Source organism: Puniceibacterium confluentis (genome assembly GCF_007923445.1).
Lineage (GTDB): Bacteria > Pseudomonadota > Alphaproteobacteria > Rhodobacterales > Rhodobacteraceae > Puniceibacterium > Puniceibacterium confluentis.
In genome coordinates, this window is record NZ_VOJI01000017.1 from 1 (window position 1) to 25,344 (window position 25,344).

28 protein-coding genes are annotated in these 25,344 nt (G+C 62.1%); 11 read left to right on the forward strand and 17 right to left on the reverse strand.

Features of this window, described 5'->3' with window-relative positions:
* Together FOY53_RS16930 and glyA are read left to right on the forward strand one after the other, a co-directional pair.
* Positions 1-351: phosphoenolpyruvate carboxylase (locus FOY53_RS16930; RefSeq protein ID WP_146591055.1), on the forward strand; the 351-nt coding region annotated here is incomplete at its 5' end.
* Positions 352-381: 30 nt separating this feature from the next.
* Positions 382-1,683 (forward strand): serine hydroxymethyltransferase, encoded by a 1,302-nt coding sequence (gene glyA, locus FOY53_RS16935; protein WP_146591057.1) that lies wholly within the window; start codon positions 382-384, stop codon positions 1,681-1,683.
* A 411-nt stretch (positions 1,684-2,094) separates the two neighbouring features.
* Here the strand turns inward: glyA and folD are convergent, their stop codons facing one another.
* Together folD and FOY53_RS16945 are read right to left on the reverse strand one after the other, a co-directional pair.
* Positions 2,095-2,997: a bifunctional methylenetetrahydrofolate dehydrogenase/methenyltetrahydrofolate cyclohydrolase FolD gene (gene folD / locus FOY53_RS16940; protein ID WP_146591059.1), complete on the reverse strand. Its 903-nt coding sequence runs from the start codon at positions 2,995-2,997 to the stop codon at positions 2,095-2,097.
* Between the two features lie 108 nt (positions 2,998-3,105).
* Positions 3,106-4,782, reverse strand: coding sequence for a formate--tetrahydrofolate ligase (locus FOY53_RS16945; protein WP_146591061.1), 1,677 nt, complete (start codon positions 4,780-4,782; stop codon positions 3,106-3,108).
* A 262-nt stretch (positions 4,783-5,044) separates the two neighbouring features.
* Here FOY53_RS16945 and FOY53_RS16950 point away from each other — a divergent pair, with 262 nt between their 5' ends.
* Positions 5,045-5,677 (forward strand): LuxR C-terminal-related transcriptional regulator, encoded by a 633-nt coding sequence (locus tag FOY53_RS16950; protein WP_146591063.1) that lies wholly within the window; start codon positions 5,045-5,047, stop codon positions 5,675-5,677.
* Between the two features lie 2 nt (positions 5,678-5,679).
* Here FOY53_RS16950 and FOY53_RS16955 read toward each other — a convergent pair whose 3' ends face one another.
* The 3 genes from FOY53_RS16955 to FOY53_RS16965 form a co-directional block, all read right to left on the reverse strand.
* Positions 5,680-5,970 carry a hypothetical protein gene (locus tag FOY53_RS16955; RefSeq protein ID WP_146591065.1) on the reverse strand — a complete coding sequence of 97 codons (291 nt, stop codon included), beginning with the start codon at positions 5,968-5,970 and terminating at the stop codon, positions 5,680-5,682.
* A 107-nt stretch (positions 5,971-6,077) separates the two neighbouring features.
* The gene (locus tag FOY53_RS16960) at positions 6,078-6,542 is read right to left on the reverse strand and encodes an SRPBCC family protein (protein ID WP_146591067.1); all 465 of its coding nucleotides are present in this window, start codon (positions 6,540-6,542) and stop codon (positions 6,078-6,080) included.
* Entirely contained in the window at positions 6,539-6,859 is a 321-nt protein-coding gene (locus tag FOY53_RS16965; protein WP_146591069.1) for an ArsR/SmtB family transcription factor, read from the reverse strand. The genes FOY53_RS16960 and FOY53_RS16965 overlap by 4 nt, the downstream gene beginning before the upstream one ends.
* A 225-nt stretch (positions 6,860-7,084) precedes the next feature.
* Between FOY53_RS16965 and FOY53_RS16970 the strand changes: the two genes are divergently transcribed.
* The 5 genes from FOY53_RS16970 to FOY53_RS16990 are packed head-to-tail and all read left to right on the forward strand — an operon-like array spanning position 7,085 to position 12,331.
* Entirely contained in the window at positions 7,085-8,278 is a 1,194-nt protein-coding gene (locus tag FOY53_RS16970) for an aminotransferase class V-fold PLP-dependent enzyme (protein WP_146591071.1), read from the forward strand.
* A gap of 29 nt (positions 8,279-8,307) precedes the next feature.
* The gene (locus FOY53_RS16975; RefSeq protein ID WP_146591073.1) at positions 8,308-9,252 is read left to right on the forward strand and encodes an HpcH/HpaI aldolase/citrate lyase family protein; all 945 of its coding nucleotides are present in this window, start codon (positions 8,308-8,310) and stop codon (positions 9,250-9,252) included.
* 23 nt (positions 9,253-9,275) lie between these two features.
* On the forward strand, positions 9,276-10,454 hold the full coding sequence (locus tag FOY53_RS16980) for a malate--CoA ligase subunit beta (RefSeq protein ID WP_146591075.1): 1,179 nt from the start codon (positions 9,276-9,278) through the stop codon (positions 10,452-10,454).
* Positions 10,455-10,466: 12 nt separating this feature from the next.
* Positions 10,467-11,366, forward strand: coding sequence for a succinate--CoA ligase subunit alpha (sucD, locus tag FOY53_RS16985; RefSeq protein WP_146591077.1), 900 nt, complete (start codon positions 10,467-10,469; stop codon positions 11,364-11,366).
* A complete protein-coding gene (locus FOY53_RS16990) occupies positions 11,363-12,331 on the forward strand; it encodes a 2-hydroxyacid dehydrogenase (protein WP_146591079.1) in 969 nt (322 codons plus the stop codon). The genes sucD and FOY53_RS16990 overlap by 4 nt, the downstream gene beginning before the upstream one ends.
* Positions 12,332-12,479: 148 nt before the next feature.
* Here FOY53_RS16990 and FOY53_RS16995 read toward each other — a convergent pair whose 3' ends face one another.
* Genes FOY53_RS16995 through FOY53_RS17020 form a run of 6 tightly spaced genes read right to left on the reverse strand, consistent with a single transcriptional unit; the run spans position 12,480 to position 17,446 of the window.
* Positions 12,480-12,911, reverse strand: a complete 432-nt coding sequence (locus tag FOY53_RS16995; protein WP_146591081.1) for a hypothetical protein — start codon at positions 12,909-12,911, stop codon at positions 12,480-12,482.
* The gene (locus FOY53_RS17000; RefSeq protein ID WP_246107443.1) at positions 12,908-13,579 is read right to left on the reverse strand and encodes an ATP-binding cassette domain-containing protein; all 672 of its coding nucleotides are present in this window, start codon (positions 13,577-13,579) and stop codon (positions 12,908-12,910) included. The genes FOY53_RS16995 and FOY53_RS17000 overlap by 4 nt, the downstream gene beginning before the upstream one ends.
* Complete coding sequence (locus FOY53_RS17005; protein ID WP_146591083.1) at positions 13,525-14,274, reverse strand: ABC transporter permease; 750 nt, start codon at positions 14,272-14,274, stop codon at positions 13,525-13,527. Before FOY53_RS17005 ends, FOY53_RS17000 begins: the two co-directional genes overlap by 55 nt.
* Positions 14,275-14,287: 13 nt before the next feature.
* Complete coding sequence (locus tag FOY53_RS17010) at positions 14,288-15,262, reverse strand: ABC transporter substrate-binding protein (protein ID WP_222435282.1); 975 nt, start codon at positions 15,260-15,262, stop codon at positions 14,288-14,290.
* 29 nt (positions 15,263-15,291) lie between these two features.
* Positions 15,292-16,266, reverse strand: coding sequence for a YVTN family beta-propeller repeat protein (locus FOY53_RS17015; protein WP_146591085.1), 975 nt, complete (start codon positions 16,264-16,266; stop codon positions 15,292-15,294).
* A 16-nt stretch (positions 16,267-16,282) separates the two neighbouring features.
* Positions 16,283-17,446: an ABC transporter substrate-binding protein gene (locus tag FOY53_RS17020; protein WP_372833448.1), complete on the reverse strand. Its 1,164-nt coding sequence runs from the start codon at positions 17,444-17,446 to the stop codon at positions 16,283-16,285.
* Positions 17,447-17,788: 342 nt separating this feature from the next.
* Between FOY53_RS17020 and FOY53_RS17025 the strand changes: the two genes are divergently transcribed.
* The 3 genes from FOY53_RS17025 to FOY53_RS17035 are packed head-to-tail and all read left to right on the forward strand — an operon-like array spanning position 17,789 to position 20,077.
* Positions 17,789-18,325, forward strand: a complete 537-nt coding sequence (locus tag FOY53_RS17025; protein ID WP_146591087.1) for an SRPBCC family protein — start codon at positions 17,789-17,791, stop codon at positions 18,323-18,325.
* Positions 18,312-19,259, forward strand: coding sequence for a YncE family protein (locus tag FOY53_RS17030; protein WP_222435283.1), 948 nt, complete (start codon positions 18,312-18,314; stop codon positions 19,257-19,259). Before FOY53_RS17025 ends, FOY53_RS17030 begins: the two co-directional genes overlap by 14 nt.
* A 2-nt stretch (positions 19,260-19,261) precedes the next feature.
* On the forward strand, positions 19,262-20,077 hold the full coding sequence (locus FOY53_RS17035; RefSeq protein WP_146591088.1) for a quinoprotein dehydrogenase-associated SoxYZ-like carrier: 816 nt from the start codon (positions 19,262-19,264) through the stop codon (positions 20,075-20,077).
* A 42-nt stretch (positions 20,078-20,119) separates the two neighbouring features.
* Here FOY53_RS17035 and FOY53_RS17040 read toward each other — a convergent pair whose 3' ends face one another.
* From FOY53_RS17040 to fghA, 6 genes are all read right to left on the reverse strand, one after another.
* Positions 20,120-20,668 (reverse strand): PQQ-dependent catabolism-associated CXXCW motif protein, encoded by a 549-nt coding sequence (locus FOY53_RS17040; protein ID WP_439332548.1) that lies wholly within the window; start codon positions 20,666-20,668, stop codon positions 20,120-20,122.
* Positions 20,665-21,513 carry a substrate-binding domain-containing protein gene (locus FOY53_RS17045; protein WP_146591089.1) on the reverse strand — a complete coding sequence of 283 codons (849 nt, stop codon included), beginning with the start codon at positions 21,511-21,513 and terminating at the stop codon, positions 20,665-20,667. The genes FOY53_RS17040 and FOY53_RS17045 overlap by 4 nt, the downstream gene beginning before the upstream one ends.
* Positions 21,494-22,036 carry a c-type cytochrome, methanol metabolism-related gene (locus tag FOY53_RS17050; protein WP_146591090.1) on the reverse strand — a complete coding sequence of 181 codons (543 nt, stop codon included), beginning with the start codon at positions 22,034-22,036 and terminating at the stop codon, positions 21,494-21,496. The genes FOY53_RS17045 and FOY53_RS17050 overlap by 20 nt, the downstream gene beginning before the upstream one ends.
* An 87-nt stretch (positions 22,037-22,123) precedes the next feature.
* Positions 22,124-23,923, reverse strand: coding sequence for a lanthanide-dependent methanol dehydrogenase XoxF5 (gene xoxF5 / locus FOY53_RS17055; RefSeq protein WP_146591091.1), 1,800 nt, complete (start codon positions 23,921-23,923; stop codon positions 22,124-22,126).
* Between the two features lie 141 nt (positions 23,924-24,064).
* Positions 24,065-24,490 (reverse strand): c-type cytochrome, encoded by a 426-nt coding sequence (locus FOY53_RS17060; protein WP_146591092.1) that lies wholly within the window; start codon positions 24,488-24,490, stop codon positions 24,065-24,067.
* A 12-nt stretch (positions 24,491-24,502) separates the two neighbouring features.
* Entirely contained in the window at positions 24,503-25,339 is an 837-nt protein-coding gene (gene fghA, locus FOY53_RS17065; protein WP_146591183.1) for an S-formylglutathione hydrolase, read from the reverse strand.
* Positions 25,340-25,344: the final 5 nt, after the last annotated feature.

The following is a 25,344-nucleotide window of genomic DNA, read 5'->3' on the forward strand; positions in this document are numbered from 1 at the left end:
GAAAAGGTGCTGTTCCAGTCGGACATGGACATCGCCCGAAGCTATGCCGCGCTTGTGCAGAACGACCAGACCCGCGCCTCGATCTTTGACAAGGTGCAGGCCGAACACGACCTGACCCGCAACATGATCCTCGCCGTGGCAGGCGGGCGGTCACTGTCGGACCGGTTTCCGGCCTTCCGCGAACAGGCGCACAGCATTGCACCGCAGATGGCGGGCGTGCACCGGCTTCAGGTTGACCTGCTGCGCCAGGTGCGCGGCGCGGGGGGTGCCGAACAGGCCGACCCTGCGGATGTCGACGCGTTGCTGATGACCATCCATGTCATTTCCAGCGGTCTCGGCTGGACCGGCTGATTCATACACACCATGAAACGGGAGACCCCAATGAACATCGCACCCAAATCCCTGACCGGCCGCGCGGCCTTTTTCAACAGTCCCGTCTCGGAGACCGACCCCGAGCTGTTCGGGACGATCACCCGCGAACTTGGCCGTCAGCGCGATGAGATCGAGTTGATCGCGTCGGAAAACATCGTCAGCCAGGCCGTGATGGACGCGCAGGGCTCGGTGATGACCAACAAGTATGCCGAAGGTTATCCGGGACGGCGCTATTATGGCGGTTGTCAGTACGTCGACGAGGCCGAGAACATCGCCATCGACCGGATCAAGCAGATCTTTGGCTGCGCATATGCCAACGTGCAGCCGAATTCCGGCTCACAGGCCAATCAGGCGGTGTTCATGACGCTGATGCAGCCGGGCGACACCTTTCTCGGCCTCAACCTGGCCGCGGGCGGGCACCTGACCCACGGAGCCTCTGTCAACCAGTCGGGCAAATGGTTCAATGCGGTGCATTATTCCGTGCGCGAAAAGGATCACCTGCTGGACATGGACGAGGTCGCGCGGCTGGCGGATGAACACAGACCCAAGGTGATCGTTGCCGGCGGATCCGCCTATTCCCGGCACATCGACTTTGCCGCCTTCCGCACCATCGCCGATTCCGTCGGTGCCAAGCTGTTTGTCGACATGGCGCATTTTGCCGGACTCGTGGCCGGAGGCGCGCATCCCTCACCGCTGCCACATGCCCATGTTGTCACCTCGACCACCCACAAGACCCTGCGCGGTCCGCGTGGCGGCATCATCCTGTCCAACGATCTCGACCTTGGCAAGAAGTTGAATTCCGCCGTGTTTCCGGGCCTGCAGGGTGGTCCGCTGATGCATGTGATCGCCGCCAAGGCGGTGGCTTTCGGCGAGGCGCTGCAACCGGCCTTCAAGGATTACATCGCCCAGGTGGTGACCAACGCCAGGGTGCTGGCCGAGACCCTGCAGAACGGCGGCATCGACATCGTGTCCGGGGGCACCGATACACATCTCATGCTGGCTGACCTGCGTCCAAAAGGCCTGTCCGGCAAGGTGGTCGAGGAGTCGCTGGGCCGGGCCCACATCACCTGCAACAAGAACGGCATTCCGTTTGATCCCGCGCCGCCGATGAAACCTTCGGGCATCCGTCTGGGCACTCCGGCAATCACCACGCGCGGACTTGGCGACGTGGAAACCCGCCAGATCGGCAAGCTGATCCTGGAAGTGGTCGATGGCCTGGTCGCCCATGGCGAGGACGGCAATGCCGCTGTCGAGGCCGCGGTGCGCGACAAGGTTTCGGCCCTGCTGAAAGAGTTCCCGCTCTACGGTTGAGTCACGGCAACCATGCCTGCCGCTCTCTCCCGGAGCGCGCGGCATGGTGCGGTCGCGGACGCCATCCCCGGAACAGCCGCGACCGCATCGGAAATTTAGCTCTCGAAGACTTTCGGGGGGCAAGCGCCATACGTGCCGATACGCCGCTCGAACCGGCAGGCACGTTGCGGCCACGAACGGGATGCCAAGCCCCGTTCGTGGCCGTCTCTTTTTGCTGGATCGCGAGGCCGCAAGAATGCTACCAGTGTCAGCCACAGTCCAGGTGCCTGTCAGCGGTACAGTCGCCCTGTCCCGGGCGCTGCCCGGCCACAGTTCGAAACCCGGGCCTTTGTCTGATCCGTCACGAAGCAACGCCCGCCGAATTGCTTCGCCGGGCGCTGAGGGCAACCTCGTGCGGGGACTGTCAGACCATCAGGCCGTCAGCCCCTCCGGTTCGTCCAACCCGTTGGCGCGGCAGCAGGCCGTCACGGTATTTGCCAGCAGGCACGCGATGGTCATCGGCCCGACGCCGCCCGGCACCGGCGTGATCGCCCCGGCCACCTCGACACAGGAGTCAAAATCCACGTCGCCGACCAGCCTGGTCTTGCCCGGGCCATTTTCCGGCGCGTCGATACGGTTGATGCCGACGTCGATCACCGTCGCCCCCGGCTTGATCCAGTCGCCGGGCACCATCTGCGGACGGCCCACCGCGGCAACAACGATATCCGCCCGCCGCACGACATCGGCCAGATCCCGGGTCCGTGAATGCGCGATTGTCACCGTGCAACTCTCGTTCAGCAGCAGCTGCGCCATGGGTTTGCCGACGATGTTCGACCGGCCCAGCACGACGGCGTTCAGCCCCGACAGCGACCCATGATGGTCGCGCAGCATCATCAGCGATCCCAGCGGCGTGCAGGGCACCATCGACTTCTGTCCGGTGCCCAACAGCCCGACGTTGGAAATATGAAAGCCATCCACATCCTTGGCCGGGTCGATCGAATTGATCACCAGATCCGAATCCAGATGTTTGGGCAGCGGCAACTGCACCAGGATACCATGCACGTCCGGGTCGTTGTTGAGCTTTTCCACCACCGCCAGAAGATCGGCTTCCGAGGTGTCAGCGTCCAGTTTGTGCTCGTAGGAGTTCATGCCGACCTCGACGGTCATCCTGCCTTTCGAGCGGACATAAACCTGGCTGGCAGGATCCTCTCCCACCAGCACCACCGCCAGACCCGGGGTGATGCCGTGTTTATCCTTCAGCGTGGTGACATGCGCGGCGACCTGCGCACGTACCTTTGCGGCGAACGCCTTGCCATCAATCAGTGTAGCCGTCATCGGAACTCCATTCGTCAAGAACCGGGGACGGGGCACCACCCTGTCCCCATGTCTGGGTCAATAAGATCCCGCCAGACGCCTCGCAGCGATCACGCGGGGTGGTCACATTCAGAACAGGCCTTCGATCAGCCCATCGTCGTTCAGCCGGATCGTTTCGGACGCGGGGACCCGGGGCAGGCCCGGCATCGTCATGATTTCCCCGCAGATGGCGACGACAAACCCGGCCCCCGCCGACAGCCGCACTTCGCGTACCGGCAGGGTAAAACCTGTGGGCGCGCCGCGCCGTGTCGGATCCGTGGTAAAGGAATATTGCGTCTTGGCGACGCAGATCGGCAGGCCGCCATAGCCCTGGTCTTCCCATTCCTTCAGTTGCGCCCGGATCTTGCCGTCCGCATCGACACCATCGGCGTGGTAGATGTTCCTGGCAATGGTTTCGATCTTTTCAAACAGCGGCATGTCGTCGGGATAGAGCGTCTTGAAGTTGGCGACACCGCTGTCCGCCACCTCGGCCACCCGCTGCGCCATCTGCTCGATACCGGCGCCACCGTCGGCCCAATGCTTGCACAGGATCGCCTCGGCCCCCTGCCCGGCGACATAGTCCGTAACTGCCTGGACTTCGGCATCGGTGTCACCCGAGAAATGGTTGATCCCCACCAGCACCGGCACGCCAAAGCTTTTGACATTGGCAATATGCCGCCCGAGGTTGGAACAGCCGGCCTCGACCGCCTGGACATTCTCACGGCCCAGGTCCGCCTTGGCGACGCCGCCATTCATTTTCATCGCGCGCACCGTGGCCACGATCACCACCACGTCCGGCGCGATTCCCGCCTTGCGACACTTGATGTCCATGAACTTTTCGGCCCCCAGATCGGCGCCAAAACCCGCCTCGGTCACCACATAGTCCGCCAGCTTCAGCGCCGTGGTTGTCGCGATCACCGAATTGCAGCCATGGGCGATATTGGCAAACGGCCCGCCATGTACAAAGGCCGGGTTGTTTTCCAGCGTTTGCACGAGATTCGGCTGCATCGCATCCTTGAGCAGCACGGTCATCGCGCCATCCGCCTTGATGTCCCGCGCATAGACCGGCTTTTTCTCGCGGGTGTAGGCGACGATCATGTCGCCAAGCCGCTTTTCCAGATCCGCCAGATCGCGGGCCAGACACAGGATCGCCATGACCTCGGAGGCCACGGTGATATCGAAACCGGTCTGGCGCGGATAGCCGTTGGCAACGCCACCCAGCGATGTCACCACGTCCCGCAGGGCGCGGTCGTTCATGTCCAGAACCCGCCGCCAGACGACGCGGCGCGGGTCAATCTCCAGTGGATTGCCCCAATAGATCGAATTGTCGATCATCGCGCTCAGCAGGTTGTGCGCCGAGGTGATCGCATGAAAGTCGCCGGTGAAATGCAGGTTCATGTCCTCCATCGGCACAACCTGCGCATAGCCGCCGCCCGCAGCCCCGCCTTTCATGCCGAAGTTCGGACCCAGCGACGCCTCGCGGATACAGATCGCCGCCTTCTTGCCGATCCGGTTCAGACCATCGCCCAGGCCGACAGTGGTGGTTGTCTTGCCCTCACCTGCGGGCGTCGGGTTGATGGCCGTCACCAGGATCAGCTTGCCGTTCGGGCGATCCTGTACGGAATTGATGAACTCCTGGCTGATTTTTGCCTTGTCGTGGCCATAGGGCAGCATGTCGCTGCCGCCGATCCCAAGTTTGGCTCCGACCTCCTGAATGGGCCGCTTGGCGGCCTCGCGGGCGATCTGGATATCTGTTTTGTGGCTCATGGTGTTTCCTCCCAAGTCCTTGGTATCCCCCAGCGAGTGCCACGGATCATAGAGATCGGGCAACAAGACTGAAGGCTGAATTGCCGTTTCGCGACGAGATTTCGTCCTGACGGCAAACAGCGCCTACCCGGACGGGCGGGTTTTCGAAAGTTGCGCGAAATGTCACGCAGCCGAAAGAATAGGTAGACTCGGGTGCACCCGTCAGTCCAGCTTTGGCGAGCGATGAAAAAATCATCATCGCCGTGGGGACGGGAGGAGAACCATGCAGAATGCAACGGGCTGCGTGGAGGCTCAGATTCGTGTCGTTCTGGCCGAACCGAATCCGCTGGTAGTTTCGGCCCTGGGCATGTGTTTCAAGGGGGATCCCCGGTTCCGGCTTGTGACCAGCACGGAAAACGGCGCCGACGTTCTGGCCATGGCCGAAGAGGACGCCGATGTCGTCGTTCTGTCCTGGCAGCTGGCGGATATGGGCGCCCCGGATGTGCTGCGGGCGCTGAAAGCGCGCCAGAGCAAGGTGCGCACGACGATCTTTTCCAACAGCCGCGATCTGGGCCATGTGCGACAGGCCGTGCGGCTGGGCGCACTGGGATATTGTTATCAGTTCGACGACCCGTCGGTGCTGTTCGACACGCTCCATGCGGTGGCCAACGGGCGTCTCTGCGTCCCCTACATAGACGTGACGCAGATCAACGACACGCCGCTGGCGCAGCTGACGGTGCGGGAACGTGAACTACTGGCGGTACTGGCACGCGGCTGGACCAACCAGCAGATCGCCAACCGCACCGGGATTTCCGAAAACACGGTGAAATACCACCTCAAGAACCTTTACGACAAACTCGAGGTGCGCAACCGCGCCATGGCGGTCGCGGTCTATTCGCGTGAGGCCGAGGACTGAAATCAGACTTCGGCGACGACCTGGCCCATCATCTCGCCGGTCATCCTGGTCCGGTCCTCCTTGTGGACCGATCTGCGGACCTCGTCGATCTTCAGCTGGGCGGCGTCCCGGGTGGCCTTGTCCGGCCATTCGGTGATCGCCGCGCTTGTCCTGGGGCTGGTGCGCACCACGGTGATACGGGTCGCCCCGAATCCCTTCAGCGCAGGCAGGCGTTTTTCCTCGATCGCACGCAGGGAGATGTTGTAGTCCTCGCCGTCGGCGATTTCCCAGGTGGTGATTGTGATGTAACTCATCCCGTCCTCCATCGGCTAAAGCCGTAGCGTACCACGAATCCGGCGGCCTGACTGCAAGTCGCCGGGATGTCGTTCGTAATCGAGGGAACCGCAACGGAGCCGCTGCCTCAGGCGGCCTTTGCGCGCCCCGAAAGGTCAAAGCCCTTGCCGGTTTCGAGGCAGGATTTCAGGCTCGACAGCACCAGCGGCCAGCCCTTGCTGACCCCCGCCTCCATCTGGCTGCCGACGATCAGATCGTCGTGGGTCACGCAGAGGCGGACACCATAGGCGTCCGGTTCGATTTCGAATGTCACGCGGCTGTAGCTGTCTGGCTCGGCTTCCTGCGACGCACCGGTCCAGGTGATCACCAGGCGGTTGGGCGGGGTCACCTCGACCACCTTGCCCACCAGGTCCACGGATCGCGCGTCATCGTCGCGGACATGTTGCCACCTGGCGCCGGGCGTCCAGTCCGACACGTTCTCATGTCCCCAGTAACGCCGGGTGATTTCGGGTCGGGTGATCGCCTCGAACACCTTTTCCGGCGTGCTGGCGATATAGCTGACATAGACAAAGCTGGTTCGTTCCGCAGTCATGACTCGTTCTTTTCCAGTTGGATTTTGAGATCGTGCAGCAGGCTCAGCCGCTGCGTTTCAAACTTCCGTATCCATCGCTCGTAAACGTCCTGCAGCGGCACCGGGTTGATAAAGTGCAGCTTTTCCCTGCCCCGCTTTGTCGTCGTCACCAGATTGGCGGCCTCCAACAGCCCCAGATGCTGCGTTACAGACTGCCGGGTCATGTCCAGATCCTCGCAAAGTCGGCGCAGTGTCTGCCCGTTCTCCTCACACAGCAGGTCCAGCAGGCGGCGGCGCGTCGGATCGGCCAGCGCCTTGAAGACCTCGTCCTGATCCATAGTGCTCCTTTCTGATTGAGTCTCATATTATGCAGGTAAATGCCTGCATGTCAAGAAGTGCAGGTATTTGCCTGCGTATCCTTGGTGCCCCCATCGGGTAGGCCGAAACCCATCCCCAAGGGATGCTTTCCTATCCTGCAAGGTGTTCTGAGTCGCGCCGCCCGCTGGCATCCTCATGCCAAGCGAATTGCACATCCACAGGATTTCCGCAGGGAGGAAACACCAATGGCCGGTTACAATCACCTTTATATCCCGGGGCCGACAAACGTGCCCGAAGAGGTCCGCATGGCGATGAACGTCTGCATGCAGGATATGCGGGCACCGGATTTTCCGGACTTCACCAAACCGCTTTTCCAGAAGGTTCAGAAGGTCTTCAAGAACACCACCGGGCGGGTCTTCCTCTACCCCTCGTCCGGCACCGGCGCCTGGGAGGCGGCGATTCAGAACACCCTGTCCCCCGGTGACAAGGTGCTGATGAGCCGCTTTGGCCAGTTCTCGCACCTCTGGGTCGACATGGCGCAGCGTCTGGGGCTGGATGTCGAAGTGATCGACTGCGAATGGGGCGAAGGCGTGCCGGTCGAGAAATATGCCGCCCGGCTGAAGGCTGACACGGCGCACGAAATCAAGGCGGTGTTTGCGACCCACAACGAAACCGCCACCGGCGTGACCTCGGACATCAAGGGCGTGCGCGGCGCACTGGATGCCGCCAACCATCCGGCCCTGCTGATGGTCGATGGCGTGTCTTCGATTGGCTCCATCGAATTCGATCAGGATGCCTGGGGCGTCGATTGCGCGGTCTCCGGGTCGCAAAAGGGCTTCATGCTGCCCGCCGGCCTCGGCATTCTGTCGGTCAGCAAATGGGCGCTCGAGGCCCACAAGCACGCCGAATATCCGCGCACCTTCTTCAGCTTTGAAGACATGATTGCCAACAACGACAACGGCTACTTTCCCTATACTCCGGCAACCCAGCTGCTGAAGGGTCTCGACAAGTCCTGCGACATGATCCTCGCCGAAGGGATCGAGAATATCTGGGCACGCCACAATCGTCTTGCCACCGGTGTGCGGGCGGCGGTCGATGCCTGGGGCCTCAAGCTCTGCGCCAAGGAAGCCAAGTGGCATTCCGACACTGTCAGCGCCATCCTCGTTCCCGAGGGCATGGACGCCCGCAAGGTGATCTCGCGCGCCTACGAGGCCTACAACACCTCGCTGGGATCGGGACTGTCCAAGGTCATGGGCAAGGTGTTCCGCATCGGCCATCTGGGCTGGATGAACGAAGGCATGGTGATGACCGCGCTTTCAATTGCCGAAATGTCGATGATCGATTGCGGCATGGACATCAAGGCAGGATCCGGCACCGGAGCAGCCATCACCCATTTCACCCAGAACCAAATCAAATCCAGCGCCATCGCTGCGGAATAACCGGCTCTGCCGACAGGAAAGAAGAAGATATGTCACATACAGTACACGGCATGCGCGTCACCCGCCTGCAACGCTCGACCCTCGCAGTTCCGGCCTCCAACGTTGCAATGATCCAGAAGGCCGCCGATTCCAACGCCGATGTGGTCTTTCTTGATCTCGAGGACGCGGTTGCCCCGAACGACAAGGAACAGGCGCGCAAGAATTGCATCGAAGCGCTCAACGACATCGACTGGAAGGGCAAGAACAAGGTCACTTCGGTAAGGATCAATGGCCTCGACACCCACTACATGTACCGCGACGTGGTCGATGTGATGGAACAGGCGGGTTCGAAGCTGGACGTGATCCTGATCCCCAAGGTCGGTCTGCCGGCGGACGTCTACATGGTCGAGGCCATGTGCAACCAGATCGAAATGGCGATGGGGTACACCCGCAAGGTCGGTCTCGAAGCCCTGATCGAGACCCCCCTCGGCATGGCGAACGTCGAAGCGCTGGCCGCCGCCCCTTCCCGGCTCGAGGCGATGCACTTCGGCGTCGCTGACTATGCCGCCTTCCACAAGGCCCGCACCGTCAACATCGGCGGCCTGAACCCGAATTATCCCGGCGACCAATGGCACGCCGCCCTGTCGCGCATGACCACCGCCTGCCGCGCCTACGGCCTGCGCCCGATCGACGGCCCCTTCGGCGATTTCTCCGATCCCGACGGCTTCCGCGATGCCTGCAAGCGCGGCGCGGCGCTGGGGATCGAAGGAAAATGGGCGATCCACCCCAGCCAGATCGACATGGCGAACGAAGAATATTCGCCGACCGACGCCGAGGTGCAGCGTGCCGAGCGAATTCTTGTCGCGCTAAAGGAAGCCGCCGCGCAAGGTAAGGGTGCCGCCAGTCTGGATGGCAAGATGATCGACGCCGCATCGGAAAAGATGGCCAACAACGTGCTTGCGGTTCAGCAGGTGCTCAAGGCCCGCGCGGCGTAATCAGGACAAGGGAGGAGACCAAGATGGATATCCACGAATATCAGGCCAAGGAACTTCTGGCCACGCATGGCATCCGCATGCCCCGCGGCGGCCTGGCCTACAGCCCGGAACAGGCCGCCTACCGGGCCACCGAAATCGGCGGCGATGCCTGGGTTGTCAAGGCGCAGGTGCATTCTGGCGCCCGTGGCAAGGCCGGCGGCATTGTCCTGTGCAAGAGCGACAAGGAGGTGGCTGCGGCCGCCGAAAAGTTGCTGGGACAAAAGTTGGTCACGCACCAGACAGGCCCGGCCGGCAAGCTGATCAACCGGCTGTACATCGAAGAAACCGTGCCGATCGAGAAAGAGCTCTATCTTGGGTTTGTGCTCGACCGCAAGGAAGAGCGGATCATGATCGTCGCCTCTTCCTCGGGCGGGATGGAGATCGAACAGATCGCCGAGCAGGAGCCGGATTCCCTGGTCCGGGCCAGTGTCGATCCGGGCCTCGGGATGCGCGAATTCCAGGCACGCGAGATCGCCTTTGGTCTTGGTCTGGACGGTGCGCTGATCGGCAAGGCGGTGGACACGATCCTCGGGTGCTACCGGGTGTTCCGCGACTTCGATGCCTCGATGCTGGAGATCAACCCGCTGGTGGTGTCCAAGAACGAGGTCATCGCGCTGGACGCCAAGATGTCCTTTGACGAAAACGCCCTGTTCCGTCGGCCGGAAATTTCCGAACTGCGCGACAAGTCGCAAGAGGACGCCCGCGAGACCTTCGCCTCTGACCGCGGTCTGTCCTATGTCGGCCTCGACGGCGACATCGGCTGCATCATCAACGGCGCGGGCCTCGCCATGGCCACGCTGGACATGATCAAGCTGGAAGGCGGAGAGCCGGCCAACTTCCTTGACATCGGTGGCGGCGCGTCACCCGACCGGGTGGCAAAATCCTTCCGCGCCGTGTTGCAGGACAAGAACGTCAAGGTGATCCTGGTGAACATCTTTGCCGGCATCAACCGGTGCGACTGGGTCGCCGAAGGCGTGGTGAAGGCGATCGAGGAGGTCGGCGTGAACATGCCGCTCATCGTGCGTCTTTCGGGCACCAAGGTCGACGAGGGCAAGGCGATCCTGAGGGAAAAGGCCCCAAGCGTCATCACGGCGGACACGCTGAAGGATGCTGCTGTCGCCGCCGTCGCCGCCCTGAAGCAAACCCAGAAAAACGCAGCCTGAGGGGGTCGCACAATGTCCATTCTTCTGAACAAGCACACACCCGTCATCGTCCAGGGCTTTACCGGACGCATCGGCACCTTTCACGCCGAAGAGATGAAGGCCTATGGCACCAATGTCGTTGGTGGCGTCACCCCCGGCAAGGGCGGCAGCACGCATCTGGATCTTCCGGTGTTCAACACGGTCAAGGGCGCGGTTGCCGAAACCGGGGCCGAGGCCTCGATCGTCTTTGTGCCGCCGCCGTTTGCCGCGGATTCGATCATGGAAGCGGCGGATGCAGGCATCAAGTACTGCGTCTGCATCACCGACGGCATCCCGTCGCAGGACATGATGCGGGTGAAACGGTACATGCGTCGCTACCGGCGCGAGGACCGGATGATCCTCACCGGACCGAACTGCGCCGGCACCATCACCCCCGGCGAGGCGATGATGGGCATCATGCCCGGGTCGATCTACATGCCGGGCCGTGTCGGCATCGTCGGACGTTCGGGAACGCTGGGTTACGAGGCGGCCAGCCAGATGAAAGCACGTGGCATCGGCGTCTCGACCTCGGTCGGGATCGGTGGCGATCCGATCAACGGCTTTTCCTTCCGTGACGTGCTCGAACTGTTCGAGGCCGACCCCGAAACCGATGCCGTGGTAATGATCGGCGAAATCGGCGGCCCGCAGGAAGCCGAAGCCGCCGAATGGGCCCGCGCGCACATGAAGAAGCCGCTGATGGCCTATGTCGCGGGTCTGTCCGCGCCCAAGGGCAAGCGCATGGGCCACGCCGGGGCGATCGTCTCGGCTTTTGGTGAATCGGCTCAGGAAAAGGTTGAGATCATCCGCGAGGCTGGCCATACCATCATTCCGCACCCCGCAGCCTTTGGCGAAACCGTCGAAGCCGTGCTGTCGGGCAAGAAGGTGGCTGCATGACCAAACACAAGATCCTGCTGACGCGTCGCTGGCCGGAAGCCGTTGAAAAACGGCTTTCCGCCGACTACGACGCCACGCTGAACACTGACGACGTGCCGATGACCGTGGCAGCGATCGGCGCGGCGCTGAACGACTACGACGCTGTCTGTCCGACGGTGTCCGACAAACTGCCGGCGGCGATCTTTACCGGCAATCACCGGGCGCGGATCCTTGGCAATTTCGGCGTCGGCTTCAACCATATCGACATCGCCGCGGCGCAGGGCGCCGGACTGACCGTGACCAACACGCCCGGAGTCCTCACCGACTGCACGGCGGATACGGCGCTGACCCTGATGCTGATGCTGGCGCGCCGGGCCGGCGAAGGCGAACGCGAACTGCGCGCCGGCAACTGGACCGGCTGGCGCCCGACCCACATGATGGGCACCCGCCTGCGCGGCAAGACACTGGGTATCATCGGCATGGGCCGGATCGGCATTGCCACCGCGAAAAGGGCACATGCGGCCTTTGGCATGAAGGTGGTGTACTTCAACCTTGTGGATGTCCCCGAGGACCTGGTCGCCGGGATGGAGGCCAGACGCCTGGATACCATCGAGGACGTGCTGAAGGCATCTGATGTCGTGTCGCTGCATGTGCCGGGCGGGGGTGAGAACACCCATCTGATATCCGCCGAACGTCTGGCGCTGATCGGACCCAACGGCATGCTGATCAACTCTGCCCGCGGTGATGTCATAGATCAGAAAGCCCTGATCGACGCGCTGAAGACCGGCAAGCTGGGCGGCGCCGGTCTGGATGTGTTCGAGGGCGAACCGGATGTCCCGGCCGAGCTGATCGCGTTGGAAAATACCGTTCTGCTGCCACATCTGGGCAGTGCCACCACCGAGACGCGCGAGGACATGGGCCACATGGTCGCCGACAATCTGGACGCGTTCTTTTCCGGGAAACCGGTGCCCAACCCCGTGTCGTAACCGGACTCTCCCTACGGTCGCACCTGTCTGGCCAGAACGCCCGCCGCGGCGTTCTGGCTTTTTGTGCGCCCGGCCATGTCGCGGCTGGTGCAACGTTCGGGGCAGAGCGCCAAAATTGTCGGAGGACAATTTTTGGCTGAGGGGCCGTCTACTGGATCGTGATCTCGACCCGCTGGCTGTCACCGCTCGACCCCGGAATGCGCAGGAAATACTGGCCGGGTTTGATCGCGATGAATTCGATTTCCATCGTGCCCGCATCGTCGAATTCGACCGAATCCAACCCCAGCGGGCGAATTTCAAGGTCATTCACCACAATTTCGTTGATCCAGATCGCACGGAAGAACCCCGGCCCTTCGAGACCCAGCTCGCCCGACCCGTCCGAGACGATTTCCAGCTCGTATCCGGTGCCGGATTTCAGAACCATCGGCGCTTCGGCCAGCGGTTTGCCCGATCCCAGCGTGATGTCGGGCAACTCTTCCATATTGGAGGCGGACAGCAATCCGGCAAAGCCCAGCTCATGCGCCCCCGCCGTACCGCCCAGTCCGGCCGCAAGAGCCGCAGACATCAAAATCTTCTTCATGGTCTTTCCTTTCCAGTGACGAGTCTCGGGGCAAGCGCCGCAGGCGTGCCCCGCAGTTCCAGTATCCGCGCGTGCAGACGCTCTGCCTCGCTGCGCGCATGGGTCACGAACAGCGTGGCCGGGCGCACTTCCGCTATCAGCGCCTCGGTCAGGGCCAGCATTCCCTCGGCGGTTTTCGGGTCCAGCGATACAAAGGGCTCGTCCATGATCAGGAACGCCGGATCGCCGGCAAAGGCCCGTGCCAGCGCCAGACGGCGCTGCTGACCAAGCGACAACTGGCCGGGGAACATTTCCGCCTTGCCGGCAATTCCCACCTTGTCCAGCATCGCCAGAGCCGCGTGTTCGGACAGGTCCGGATGCACCAGTGTGAGATTCTGCAGGACCGAGCGCCACAACAGCAAAGTGGGTTCCTGAAAGACGATCGCCATCTTGTCGGGCCGCTCGATGTGGCCGTCGAATTTGCTGTCAATGCCTGCAATCAGGCGCAGCAGGGTCGATTTTCCGATCCCCGAAGGCCCGAGGATCGCCACCGTCTCACCGCGCCGGATTTCGAAGGCGATGCGCCCCAGAACCGGGGTGCGCCCATAGGCTTTGCGCGTGATGTCGACCCGGATCATGCGGTGCGCCAGCGCCGCACGCGCCGCTCCCAGGGTTGCAGCAGCGACCATTCCACCACCAGCATGACGATGATGAAGGACAGCGCATAGATCAGCACCATGCGGACATCGAACAGTTGAAAATAGAGATGGATCTTGAACCCGATGCCGCTGGAGCGGCCCAGAAATTCGACGACGAGCACGATCTTCCAGATCACCGCGATGCCGGAACGGGCGGCGGCGGCGATAAATGGGGCCAGTTGCGGCAGCAGGACATGGCGCAGCCGGGTGCTGGCGGGCATCCGATAGACCTTGGCCATGGCATCGAGATTGGGATCAAAAGACCGCGCCCCTTCACGGATCATCGTGGTGACATTGGGCACCTTGTTCAGCGTCACGGCCAGGATCGCAGCGGTTTCGTTCAACCCGATCCAGAGATAACACAGCACGATCAGCACAAGTGCCGGCAGGTTCAGGAACACCACCAGCCAGGGATCGAGCCAGCGGTCAACAGCCGGAAACCGGCCCATCAGCAGACCGAGGGCCAGACCGATACCCATCGCCAGCACAAAGGCCCAGACAACCCGCAGCAGGGTCTGTCCGAGGTGGAACAGCAGCTCTCCGGATTGCAGTTCCTGCAGGAAGGGGCCGACCAGGGCAAGCGGCGTCGGCAGGATCGTCGCATCGGCGGTCAGTGTCGCCGCGACGATCCAGAGCCCAAGCAATCCGATGAGCGAGAATGCCGTCACAAGGGCCTTGCCGGTCATCGGAAGCCACCTGTCACTTCACATCCGCGAACAGGCCTTCGGGCAGGGTCGTCGCCTCCCCGACAAGCTCTTCGCCACCCAGTTCGGCCATCAGTTTCAGAAACCTGTCCGCCCCGTCCAGATCAACGGGACCACGTGCCGGGGATCCTGCGACATAGTCGGCCTTCAAGGTCTCGAATTGGGCGTCTGACTGCACATTCATGTCCGGGCGCAATGGCTCCCATGCTGCGGGATCGCTGGCCAACAGTGCCTTGGAGTCCTGCGAGGCGTCGTACAGCGCCTGTGCGATGCCGGGGTTGGCGTCAATAAAGCTCTGCTTCATGTAATAGCCCAGCAGCGGTGTGTCTGGGTTCAGCCCCAACGCCGTGGCGGCAGTTTCCACCGAAATAAGCTCGCGCATTCCTGCGGCCTTCATCTTGGCCAGGAAGTGCCAGAAATTGATCGCTCCTGCCAGTTCGCCGGACAGGCCGGACTTGAAGATCAGCGGCGGCGCCCCGAACACCTGTTCGGTCTCGGCCTTGAGATCCATGCCATATTCCTGTTGCGCATAGGCGCGCAGGATCAGCCAGCTCTTGTCCAGCGGCCCGCCGGCGATGCCGATCTTGCCACCGGCCAGATCCCGCAGCGATTGCGCCGTGCTGTCCTTGGGCACGACAACGCCGCCGACTGCCTTGGAATAGGGGACAAAGACATAATCCTTGCCAGCCGCCCGTTGCCGGGCGACCCAGATCCAATCGGCCACCGCCACATCCGCCTCGTCCCCTTCGACGGCAACGCGGGTAGCGCCATTGTCGGCATAGGGCTGCACATCAAGGCTGAAGCCGTGTTCGGTGTCAAAGCCGTTCTGGGTGATGCTGCTCAATTCCCAGTTTACCGTGCCGATCTGCAGAACGGCGGCGCGGATCACCGGCAGGTCCTGTGCCCAGGCACTGCTGGTGGTGATCAGGCCGACAACCATCAGGCTTGCGAGTTTCAGCGTCTTGTTCATTTTTCCCTCCCCAGGAAGTTCCGGCCGGATCAGTCCGGCGCGACAACGACACCCCAGGGCTGTTGCCCCACCTGCACCGACTTGATGGCCTCTTGGTCAGCCACGTCGATTATGGTCACGTCGTTGGAATTGCCATTTGTGGTGATCAGGTATTTCTGGTCCGGGGTAAAGGCCATCTGCCAGACCCGTTGCCCGACGATGATATACTTGACAACCTCGAGCCGCTCGACGTCGATCACCGCCACACGATTGGCCGGCCCCAGCGCCACAAAGGCGTATTTGTCGTCCTTTGTGACCTTGAGCCCCACCGGTTGCAGCCACTCGGGCAGCACGCCGGGCAGTTCGAATCCGATCTTGCTGCGCATGGTCGGCGTGCCGTCCGCCGCAATATCCATCACGCTGACCGTGCCGCCGATTTCCGACGTCACGAACAGCAGGCTGCCGTCATCGGTGAACTGTGCATAGCGTGGCCGCTGGTCGACCAGCACATTGTGCTTGATCTTGTAATCCCCGGTCGAGATGAAATGCGCCATGTTGGTGGTTTCGGACGTGTTCACCACCCATTTGGCATCCGGGCTGATGCCCATGCCTTCGGGCTCGACCCCCACCGGGATCTCGGCCAGCACCCTGTGGCTTTCGGTGTCGGTGACGGTGACCAGATTGTCATCCTCGTTGGCGATGTAGAGCGGGTTGCCCGAGGGATGCAGGACGAACAGTTCGGGGTCGGGCCCCGACGGCAGGGCATAGAGCTCTTCATAGGTCTCGGCATCGAAGACCTTGACCTGATCGTCATCGCTCGCCGCGACGTACAGCAGCTTGCCGTCCGGCGAGATCGTGATGCCGCGCGGGCGGTTGCCGGCGTCGAACTCGGTCATGACTTCCCAGGTCTCGCTGTCAATCACAGTGACGGAATTGCCTTTTTCGTTGCTGACATAGACCTTGTTCGCCACGGCGGGTGTCGCCAGTGCCCCCACAAGCGCTGTCGTCAGGATCAGTCGGTGCATTGCAGGCTCCATAAATTCAGTCAAAGGCGTCGCAGGCGGATTCCGGTTCGTCCAACCCCAGCGAATCCAGCGGCGAGCGTTGGTGCAGATAGCCGTCCTGTGGCGACACGCTGACAGTGATGCGGCCATCGTACAACAGGATCGGCTGCCGCATCTGGCCATTCCAGCTGCGAAAGGTCACGGCAACGCCCTTGAAGGCCGCCAGTTCGAAGTCGTCAGACAGGATATAGGTGCGCAGGGCGCCCGTGTCATTGCCCGAGGTACGGGTTACCGCCTCGCCGATCACCCGAAGTGCCAGCCAGACCTGGTAATCCTCTTGCCGCATATAGCGCCCGGTCAGCGCCTCGAACCGGCGCTGGAACTGGGTCGCGCCCCAGGCTTCGTGCGCGGCGTGAAAGGTCACCGGACGCAGCCCCGCCGACCCCATCGTCGGGCGCGGCGTCCAGAGATGGAACGGCAGGTAGGGGGCAAACACGTCCGACTCGTCCGCCGCGATCACGACATCATGGCGCTTGGCATCCTGGGTGAACACCGGGATCTGTTTCTGCACCAGTACATGGCCGGTATCGGTGCGACGCGAGCCGCCGGTGTCCTCGAATGCGCGCTCCTCGACAATCTTGGCGCCGAACTTGCGCGCAGAGGTGCGGTACGACTCGGCCAGCAGCTGGTCGGCAGGGTTGGACCCGTGGACCAGGAACCACTCGGGCCACTTTTTCCACATCGCGAACTGCGCAACCGCGTCGGTCAGCATCGCCCGGCTGGGTGCGATGTGCACCATGTTGGCGCGGCACGCGTCGTTGCGCAGCGCAGTGTCATGCGCGGTCGCATTCAGGACCAGCACACCGTCGCCCGCCCGGTCGGCAAGGCGCAGCAGGTCGTCCTGGTTGGCCATGACGATGATCAGCGACTGACCGCCCGCAAGCAGGGCGTCAAAGGCGTCATCGGCATCCTGCGGCGGGACGGCAATTGTTTCCAGCGTGTAGGTATGACCCAGAAACGCGCCCGTGGTCATGTTGTCCTCTTGCGCAAGCAGGGCACCGGCAAATCCGATGTCCTCGGGTACAAGATCATAGCGCGAAATCGGCGCCAGCGACGGATAGTCGATCCGGAACACCGCCGCGCGCACCTCTACCGCCATGGCCTCTCCGGCCGTCCATGAAAGCATGCCGAAAAACAGCATGATCCGCAAAAGTTTCAAGGTGTCCTCCCTGCCCCTGTTCCGGAGCGTTGAGCGGAGACTGCCAGAGATGCCGCCCTGCCCATACCAATACTTTTGGATCATTGCCGCCCCCTCGTCTGTGCCACACCTTACAGCGATGTCACGCACCACTCTGACCGCCTTGTCACTGCTCAGCGCCGGAACCTTTCCGGCGCCTTGCGCGCTTGGCGGTGCAGACCGGTGGAGCGCGCCGCGGTTTCGTGTTCCCTCCCCGATGCCCAAAGGCTATCGACGACCGGGAGCAATGCAGCGTAGACCAGTGCGGCCACATGCACTGCAATATCTTCGAAACGTGAGGACCCGATGAGACAACTCAGAAACATACTGGTGGTGCTGGGACTTATCCTGCCCACCATGACGCTGGCCCATGGGCCGTCCCGTCAGAAGGTCACCGTGACAACAGAAGTTGCCGCCGACCCCGCCGCAGTCTGGGAGGCTATCGGCAACTTTCACGACATGAACTGGCACCCGGCAGTCTTCGAGACTCAGGGCGACGGCGGCAATGCCATCGATTCAATCCGCACACTGGTGCTGGCTGAGGCAGGCGGCCCCACCGTCACCGAGTCGCTTTACAAATACGACGCCGACAAGATGACCTATTCCTACCGCATCGACGATGTCGCCGTCGAGGTTCTGCCGGTCACCAACTATTCGTCGCACCTGACGGTCAAGCCGCGCGATGGCGGCGGGTCGCTGGTTGAGTGGCGCGGCGCGTTCTATCGTGGGTATCCCAACAACGACCCGCCCGCCGAACTGAATGACGAAGCGGCTGTCGCCGCCGTCACCAGCTTGTATGAGGCCGGTTTTGCCGCCCTAGTCGAACGTTTTGGCGCACCGTAGCCACGCCTTCGGGATTGTTGCCGCCCTTGCCCTTGGCGCGACCACGGTCGCGGCAGGGGACTTTGCCTATGTGACCAACCAGAACAGCGAAGAGCTGAGCATCCTGGATCTGGATGCCCGCAAGCCGGTGTCCGTCGTGCCGATCCCGGGCAAACCGGCCGGTGTGGCCGTTGATGGCGCGGGCCATGTCTACACCGTTTCCCCCGATAGCAAGGTCGTGCGCCGCCTGGACTCTGACGGTGCGGTGCTGGCCGAAGTTCAGCTCGATGGCGGGCCGATCGGCGTCGCCTATGATGCCGATCATTCCAGAGTATTTGTCTCGGACTGGTACAATGCGCGGATATGGGTGCTGGACGCCCGGACGCTCGGGGTGTTGCGGATGCTGGAAACCGGCAGCGCCCCGGCGGGATTGTCGGTGTCCGGGGATGGCCGGTGGCTGGCTTCGGCGGACCGGGATTCCGATCAGGTGTCGATCTACGCTCTGGAAGGATTGACACTGCACAGGCGCCCGACCGTCGGCACCCGGCCCTTCGGTTTGCGCTTTGCCCCGGACGGCCGACTGTTTGTCGCCAATGTCGGCACCAACGATGTCACCGTCATTGATCCGCAGTCCGGCGAAACCCTCGCAACCGTCCCCGTGGGCGAACGTCCGTACGGCGTGGCTTTCGCGCGGGGAAGAGCCTTTGTCACCAACCAGTATGCTGATACTGTCAGCGTGATCGACCTTGCCGGCCTTGCGGTGATCGAGACCCTGGACGTGGGTGAATACCCCGAGGGCATCGACACCACGTCCGACGGCACGACGGTTGTGGTGGCGAACTGGTTTTCCAACACCGTAAGCCTGATTGATGCGGCGACGATGACAGTGGTGGGCGAGATCGAGACCGCGGATGGTCCGCGCGCCTTTGGCACATTCATCCAGCAGAGGAACTGACAATGACATCCAAAGCTTTGATCCTGACCGCTCTGCTGGCGCTGCCCCTGCCCGCCCGGGCTTATGAACCGTCCTGGCCGGACCTGTCACAGGCACTTTACGACGGCCGGACGCTCAATGACGGCGCAGGTTACATTTCCATAGATGTGCCTTATCGCACCGGCGACGATGCCCGCACCCAGGTGGCCGCGCAGATTTCCGCGCCCGATGGCCTGTTGCTGGGCAGTGTCACCCTGATCCTGGACGAAAATCCGATGCCGGTGTCAGCGGTGTTCAATCTGGATCAGCCGCAACCGCGTTTCTTCTTTGACGTGACCATGCGGATCAACGGGCCGACCCCGATGCACGTGGTGGCCGAAACCACGGACGGCCAGCTTTTCGTCGCCGAGGCCTTTGTGAAAACCTCGGGTCAGGGCGCCTGCTCTGCCCCCCCGGGCAGTGACCTGGAGGAAGCCCTGGCCACTCTGGGGGACATGACCATCGGCATCGACCAGTTGCTGGGTTCCGGCACCGCAGGCGAAAAGCTGAGTGCCCTGTCCCTGCGGCAGCGGCGTCTGGACCTGGATATCTCTCACCCCAGCAACTCGGGTATGCAGATGGACCAGATTACCCTGCTGTTTGTGCCGATGCGCTACGTCGAAAATGTCGAAGTCGATCTGGACGGCACCGGCTATGTCGACATCACCGGGAGCATTTCGCTGTCCGAAAATCCCCGCGTCAGTCTGGGAATCCCCGGACAGACCCAATCGGTGGACGTCACGATGACTGATACCGACGGTACAGTGACCCATGCAACCAAGCGTCTCACCGGGTATTGATCACACAGTTCTCGAGGTGGCGGATCGCCGGAACAGATTGCACTACTGCGCTTGCGGTTCAGGTTGGGGGAGGACTTCTTCCAGCGGGTAATCCCACAACGCCCAGCCGTCGGTGCCTTCCGGCAACCAGTAGACGGTGACATATCCGTATTCCAATGCGCGTTTGGCCGCATTCCACGACATCCAGCAGTCTTCGAGACAGAAGAACAGCAGAGGGTGGGTCAGGTCTCCGCCGGTGACCGTCGCCAGCCCGTTGCGAAAGTACTGGTGGTAACTGTCGGCAAGCGCGCCATACCCGACATTCGGCAGCCAGACCGCCCCCGGAATCGACTGGCGCTTCTTGGTGCGCCAGATCGTACCGTCCGGAAGGCCAGCCGGTTTTGGCGCCTGCGGCAGCACATCGACAAAGGCGACCGTGCCGGAAGTCCACAGATCATGCGCCGCCTCGGGACCGACAACCGTGCCGCCGTTCAGCGTGGTGGGCACCGGGGCGCGGAAATCATCCATCCGGTAATCGTCGGGTTCTTCGACCGCCAGCGCGGCAAAGGGCATTGCGACGCACAGGACCGCCGCAACCAGACGCGATATCACTGCGCCACCACCATCACTTCGGTCCCCATGTCATTGACAAGAGGCACCCCCGCCTCGACCAGGATGGCGTTGATTTCATCCTGATGGCGGCGGATCAGGGAATTCAGCTTACGCTCCCAGACCTTTTCGCCCATCCGCACACCCATCGTGATCCGAAAGAACAGCCGGGGTGGCAGGGTCTCTTTCAGCAGCGGGATGACAACCATGTCCGGGTAGTTGCTCTTGACCAGCGGGCCGGCAATCGGCCCCCACAGAATTGCTGCACCAGTCGTGCCGTTGTGCACATCGTTCAGCAAGTCGATAGTTGGCGATTCAAAGCGCCGGTCAACCACCAGATTGTAGGCCTTGGCATTTTTCAGCAGACCATTGCGCGCCATGTGCGTGGCTGGCGGACTGCCCGCTATGATGCCGATGTCCACCTCTTTCAGACGCGGGTCTGACAGGTCCGTCACGCTGGCCAGATCGGAATGCGCCGGGACCACCAGCGTAAACGCCGACGTCATGTAGTGGTTGGTGTTCAGCACCAGTTCATGGCCCTGCGCATACCCGATGACGACGTCACATTTGTTGGCCCCCAATGAATTGCGAATGAACCCGGTGGCCATCGGGTACCATTCGTACTGGAGCGGCAGCTCCAGCTTGGCCGCAAACAGTTCGGCCAGCTTGTTCTCGAATCCTGACCCGTCTTTGGCCGACATCGGCGCGTTGGCCGGATCGGCGCACACCCTGAAGGCGGATTTCGACACAAGGTCGGAAGTCTGCGCCACACCCGGCCCTGCATGCGAAAACAGCAGGGCCGCGGCGGTCGTGGCGAGGGCCAGAGATCTATGAGCCCATGCAGGCATTTTCATTCTCTTGGATCAGGTCGGATTTCGCCTCTTTCTTGGCCGGGCGGCCACGAGAGATGGCTTCCATGCCGCGCGCCTTGAGATAGACGTAGATGTCGTCGAGGTAGCACATAACGTTCTGGTTGTCGCCAAAGTGCGGCATCACCGAGTTTCCGTTGGCGCGACCGTTCACGACGGTATCGACGAAGTCGTAATAATCCATGTTGACGGCCGAGTTCTTGATCTTCGGCGCATAGGTCGAACCTTCGCCGTCGGGACCGTGGCAAACATGGCATTCGGAATGGTAACGACGGAAACCCGAGAAGGTCAGCCAGTCGACCGAGCCGTCCTCGCCAACGTTGAAGGTCGGGACGTCGTCTTCGGTGTAGTACCGTCCGCCGTCGTCGTAGGCGACTGCAACTTGCGGATGGTCAGCGGCGACGTCGACCGGCTGATCGCTCCAGGACTGGGCGCTGACGGTGGCGGGAAGGCCAAGTGCCACAATTGCGGCGGCAAAAAAAGTGGAAGCGGCACGCTTCATCGGGCGGACCTTTCGGTTGGGGGACATTAGGTAAAAGGGGCCGGCACCCCGGTCTGGCGTGCCGGCCCCCATTTGGTCAGTCGAACCTTAGTTCGGCAGAGCGAAGACGGTCAGCTGACCACCCAGTGCGGTGTAGTCGCTCAGAGCGGCATAACCACCCACAGCGCCAAGACCGTCGTTCGGGTTGGTCAGACCAGCCGCGAGGCCGATACCGGCCCAGCCGCCAACACCCGACAGGATGCCGACATACTGCTTGTCAGCATGGGTATAGGTCATGACGTTGCCGATGATGCCCGATGGCGTCTTGAACTTGTACAGTTCCTCGCCGGTCGTTGCGTCAACAGCCTTGAGGTAGCCCTCGAGCGTGCCGTAGAACACGACGTTGCCCGCGGTTGCCAGAGCACCCGACCACACCGAGAACTGCTCGGGCAGAGACCACTTGATCTCGCCGGTCTTGCCGTCCCATGCGATGAAGTTACCCATGCCGCCATGGCTGTCCGGTGCCGGGTACATCGCCAGCGTCGCGCCAACGTAGGGCTGACCGGCGGTGTAGGACACGCGGAAAGGCTCGTAGTCCATGCAGACGTGGTTGGTGGGCACGTAGAACAGCTCGGTTTCCGGCGAGTAGGCCGCCGGCTGCTGGTCCTTGGAGCCGAGAGCCGCCGGGCAGATACCGGTCGAGTTCACGTCTTCGCCGTTCTGTTCGGTCGAGTACTGTGCGACGACCTGGGGACGACCATACTCGGGGGACTCCTTGTCCATGACCACACCAGTGGTCCAGTTCACGGCCGGGTCGAACTTTTCGGCAACCAGAAGTTCGCCGGATTCGCGGTCCAGGGTGTAGCCAAGGCCGTTCCGGTCAAAGTGGGTCAGAAGCTTGCGCTCTGTGCCATCAATGGTCTGCTCCGAGAGGATCATCTCGTTGATGCCGTCATAGTCCCACTCGTCATGCGGGGTCATCTGGTAAACCCACTTGGCCATGCCGGTGTCTGCGTCACGCGCCATGATGGTCATCGACCAGCGGTTGTCGCCAGGGCGCTGTGCCGGGTTCCAGGTCGATGGGTTGCCGGTGCCGTAATAGATGAGGTTCAGTTCGGGATCGAAGGAATACCAGCCCCATGTGGTGCCGCCACCGATCATCCACTGATCACCTTCCCAGGTATTCGTACCCGAGTCGGCGCCAACCGGCTTGCCCAGATGCGTTGTCGCCTCGGGGTCCATCAGAATGTCGGAATCCGGACCCATGGAGTAAGCACGCCAGGCCATCGAACCGTCGGCGATGTTGTAGGCGGTCACCGAACCGCGCACACCGAATTCACCACCCGAAATACCGACGATGATCTTGTCGTTCACGGGCATCACGGTTGCGGTGTTGGTTTCGCCCTTGGACGGATCGCCGTTGGCGACGGACCAGGCGACTTCGCCTGTCTTGGCGTCCAGCGCAACAACGGTTGTGTCGGCCTGATGCAGGAAGATCTTGCCGTCGGCGTATGCCACACCGCGGTTCACGGTGTCACAGCACATCACCGGAATGACGTCCGGATCCTGCTTGGGCTCGTACTTCCAGGCGATCTTGCCGTCCTGGTCCAGATCCAGCGCGTAAACGATGTTCGGGAACGGCGTATGCAGGTACATCATGTTGCCGATCACAAGGGGCGAGCCCTCGTGGCCGCGCAGAACACCGGTGGACATGGTCCAGGCAACCTGCAGGTCGCCGACGTTCTCGTTGGTGATCTGGTCCAGTTTGGAATAGCGCTGGTTCTTGTAGTCACCAGTCTGGATGGCCCACTGGTTCGGGTCATCAATCAACCCCTTCAGGCTTTCGTTCGCGGCGGCCATGCCGGCGCAGAGTGCGATACCCGAAGTCAAAGCGAATAGCTTTTTCATTTTCCAACTCCCTTGTTGACGTAGTGCCATTGTGGCGGCCCCCTGATGCGCCCCGAAAAGGGGGCGCAATTGTCCAGGGGCCTTTGTGCAGATGACCGGCTCCTGTTTCCTCCGACCGGTCAGTGCAATCTCCTGTAAATGTTAGGACCCCTCCCCTTCAGCGTTGAACGTTGCCAGATAGGCGATCACGTCGGCACGCTCGTCTTCCTTGCGGAGACCTGCGAAGGACATCTTGGTCCCGTTCACGTAATCGCGCGGTTTCTCGAGAAAAGCCGCCAGCGTTTCAGGATCCCAGATCAGACCCTCTTCGCCTTTGGTCTTGAACGCATCCGAGTAACCGAACTCTTCTACCGAGGCGGCGGCGCGGCCGACGATACCATTCAGCTCGGGGCCAACCTTGTTCTTGGCATCCGCGCCGACGGCGTGGCAGGCCATGCATTTGCGGAAGACCTTTTCACCCTTGGCCGCATCGCCGGTGATTTCCATCGCCGGCGCGTGGCTTTCTGCGGCGGCGTATCCCGCCGTCATCGCCAGAAGGCAGGCCGTGCTGAAGATTTTGACAAACATGTCGTTCCTTTCCTAGTGCCGTGTGTGGTGCAGCCGTTCGGCGTGCCATTCAACATGATCACACGCGAAGGTGTTTATGAAGTAGTACGAATGGTCATAGCCCTTCTGCATCCTGACCAGTCCCGGCTGACGCCGTTTGGCCATGACATCCGCCAGGGCCTCGGGTTTCAGCAGGTCCAGAAACTGGTCCGCTGCGCCCTGATCAATCAGGATATCGCCCTTCCACCCATGCTCTTCGAGCAGAATGGTCGAGTCATGGCATGACCATGCGGTCTCGTCGTCGCCCAGATAGGCGCTCAGCTGTTTGCGGCCCCAATCCGACCGCGTCGGATGTGCGATCGGGGCAAAGGCCGACACAGAATCAAATAGCTCGGAATTGCGCAAGGCAATGGTCAAAGCTCCGTGACCACCCATCGAATGGCCGGTAATTCCGTGGCGATCCTGCACCGGCAGATTGTCCACCACAACCGACCGCAGCTCGGACACGATATAGTCGTACATCCGGAAGTGCGGCCGCCAGGGATCGCGAGTCGCGTTCACGTAAAAACCGGCGCCCTGACCCAGATCGTAGGCCTGATCGTCGGCAACACCGACGCCCCGGGGCGAGGTGTCGGGAAAGATCACCGCGATGCCCTGCCGGGCGGCGTGTTCCTGAAACCCGCCCTTGGTCATCGCGTTCTCATGCGTGCAGGTCAGCCCGGACAGGTACCACAGCACCGGCACCGGGCCGTCCTTGGCCTGCGGCGGAATGAAGGCCGCAAAGGTCATCTCGACTCCGCAGGTGTTGGAGGGGTGCGAGTACACCGCCTGCACACCGCCAAAGCACCTGTTTTCCGAGATGACCTCCAGGCTCA

Bases quoted from the DNA above. Each gene is read 5' to 3' on its own strand.
- FOY53_RS16990 (WP_146591079.1), top strand. From the start codon at position 11,363: ATGACCAAACACAAGATCCTGCTGACGCGTCGCTGGCCGGAAGCCGTT.
- FOY53_RS16960 (WP_146591067.1), bottom strand. From the start codon at position 6,542: ATGACTGCGGAACGAACCAGCTTTGTCTATGTCAGCTATATCGCCAGC.
- folD (WP_146591059.1), bottom strand. From the start codon at position 2,997: ATGACGGCTACACTGATTGATGGCAAGGCGTTCGCCGCAAAGGTACGT.
- FOY53_RS17020 (WP_372833448.1), bottom strand. From the start codon at position 17,446: ATGCTGTTTTTCGGCATGCTTTCATGGACGGCCGGAGAGGCCATGGCG.
- FOY53_RS16980 (WP_146591075.1), top strand. From the start codon at position 9,276: ATGGATATCCACGAATATCAGGCCAAGGAACTTCTGGCCACGCATGGC.
- FOY53_RS17010 (WP_222435282.1), bottom strand. From the start codon at position 15,262: ATGAACAAGACGCTGAAACTCGCAAGCCTGATGGTTGTCGGCCTGATC.
- sucD (WP_146591077.1), top strand. From the start codon at position 10,467: ATGTCCATTCTTCTGAACAAGCACACACCCGTCATCGTCCAGGGCTTT.
- FOY53_RS17005 (WP_146591083.1), bottom strand. From the start codon at position 14,274: ATGACCGGCAAGGCCCTTGTGACGGCATTCTCGCTCATCGGATTGCTT.
- FOY53_RS17050 (WP_146591090.1), bottom strand. From the start codon at position 22,036: ATGAAGCGTGCCGCTTCCACTTTTTTTGCCGCCGCAATTGTGGCACTT.
- FOY53_RS16975 (WP_146591073.1), top strand. From the start codon at position 8,308: ATGTCACATACAGTACACGGCATGCGCGTCACCCGCCTGCAACGCTCG.
- glyA (WP_146591057.1), top strand. From the start codon at position 382: ATGAACATCGCACCCAAATCCCTGACCGGCCGCGCGGCCTTTTTCAAC.
- FOY53_RS17025 (WP_146591087.1), top strand. From the start codon at position 17,789: ATGAGACAACTCAGAAACATACTGGTGGTGCTGGGACTTATCCTGCCC.
- FOY53_RS17000 (WP_246107443.1), bottom strand. From the start codon at position 13,579: ATGGTCGCTGCTGCAACCCTGGGAGCGGCGCGTGCGGCGCTGGCGCAC.
- FOY53_RS16995 (WP_146591081.1), bottom strand. From the start codon at position 12,911: ATGAAGAAGATTTTGATGTCTGCGGCTCTTGCGGCCGGACTGGGCGGT.
- FOY53_RS17035 (WP_146591088.1), top strand. From the start codon at position 19,262: ATGACATCCAAAGCTTTGATCCTGACCGCTCTGCTGGCGCTGCCCCTG.
- FOY53_RS16970 (WP_146591071.1), top strand. From the start codon at position 7,085: ATGGCCGGTTACAATCACCTTTATATCCCGGGGCCGACAAACGTGCCC.
- FOY53_RS16945 (WP_146591061.1), bottom strand. From the start codon at position 4,782: ATGAGCCACAAAACAGATATCCAGATCGCCCGCGAGGCCGCCAAGCGG.
- FOY53_RS16955 (WP_146591065.1), bottom strand. From the start codon at position 5,970: ATGAGTTACATCACAATCACCACCTGGGAAATCGCCGACGGCGAGGAC.
- FOY53_RS17060 (WP_146591092.1), bottom strand. From the start codon at position 24,490: ATGTTTGTCAAAATCTTCAGCACGGCCTGCCTTCTGGCGATGACGGCG.
- FOY53_RS16950 (WP_146591063.1), top strand. From the start codon at position 5,045: ATGCAGAATGCAACGGGCTGCGTGGAGGCTCAGATTCGTGTCGTTCTG.
- FOY53_RS17015 (WP_146591085.1), bottom strand. From the start codon at position 16,266: ATGCACCGACTGATCCTGACGACAGCGCTTGTGGGGGCACTGGCGACA.
- FOY53_RS17045 (WP_146591089.1), bottom strand. From the start codon at position 21,513: ATGCCTGCATGGGCTCATAGATCTCTGGCCCTCGCCACGACCGCCGCG.
- xoxF5 (WP_146591091.1), bottom strand. From the start codon at position 23,923: ATGAAAAAGCTATTCGCTTTGACTTCGGGTATCGCACTCTGCGCCGGC.
- FOY53_RS16965 (WP_146591069.1), bottom strand. From the start codon at position 6,859: ATGGATCAGGACGAGGTCTTCAAGGCGCTGGCCGATCCGACGCGCCGC.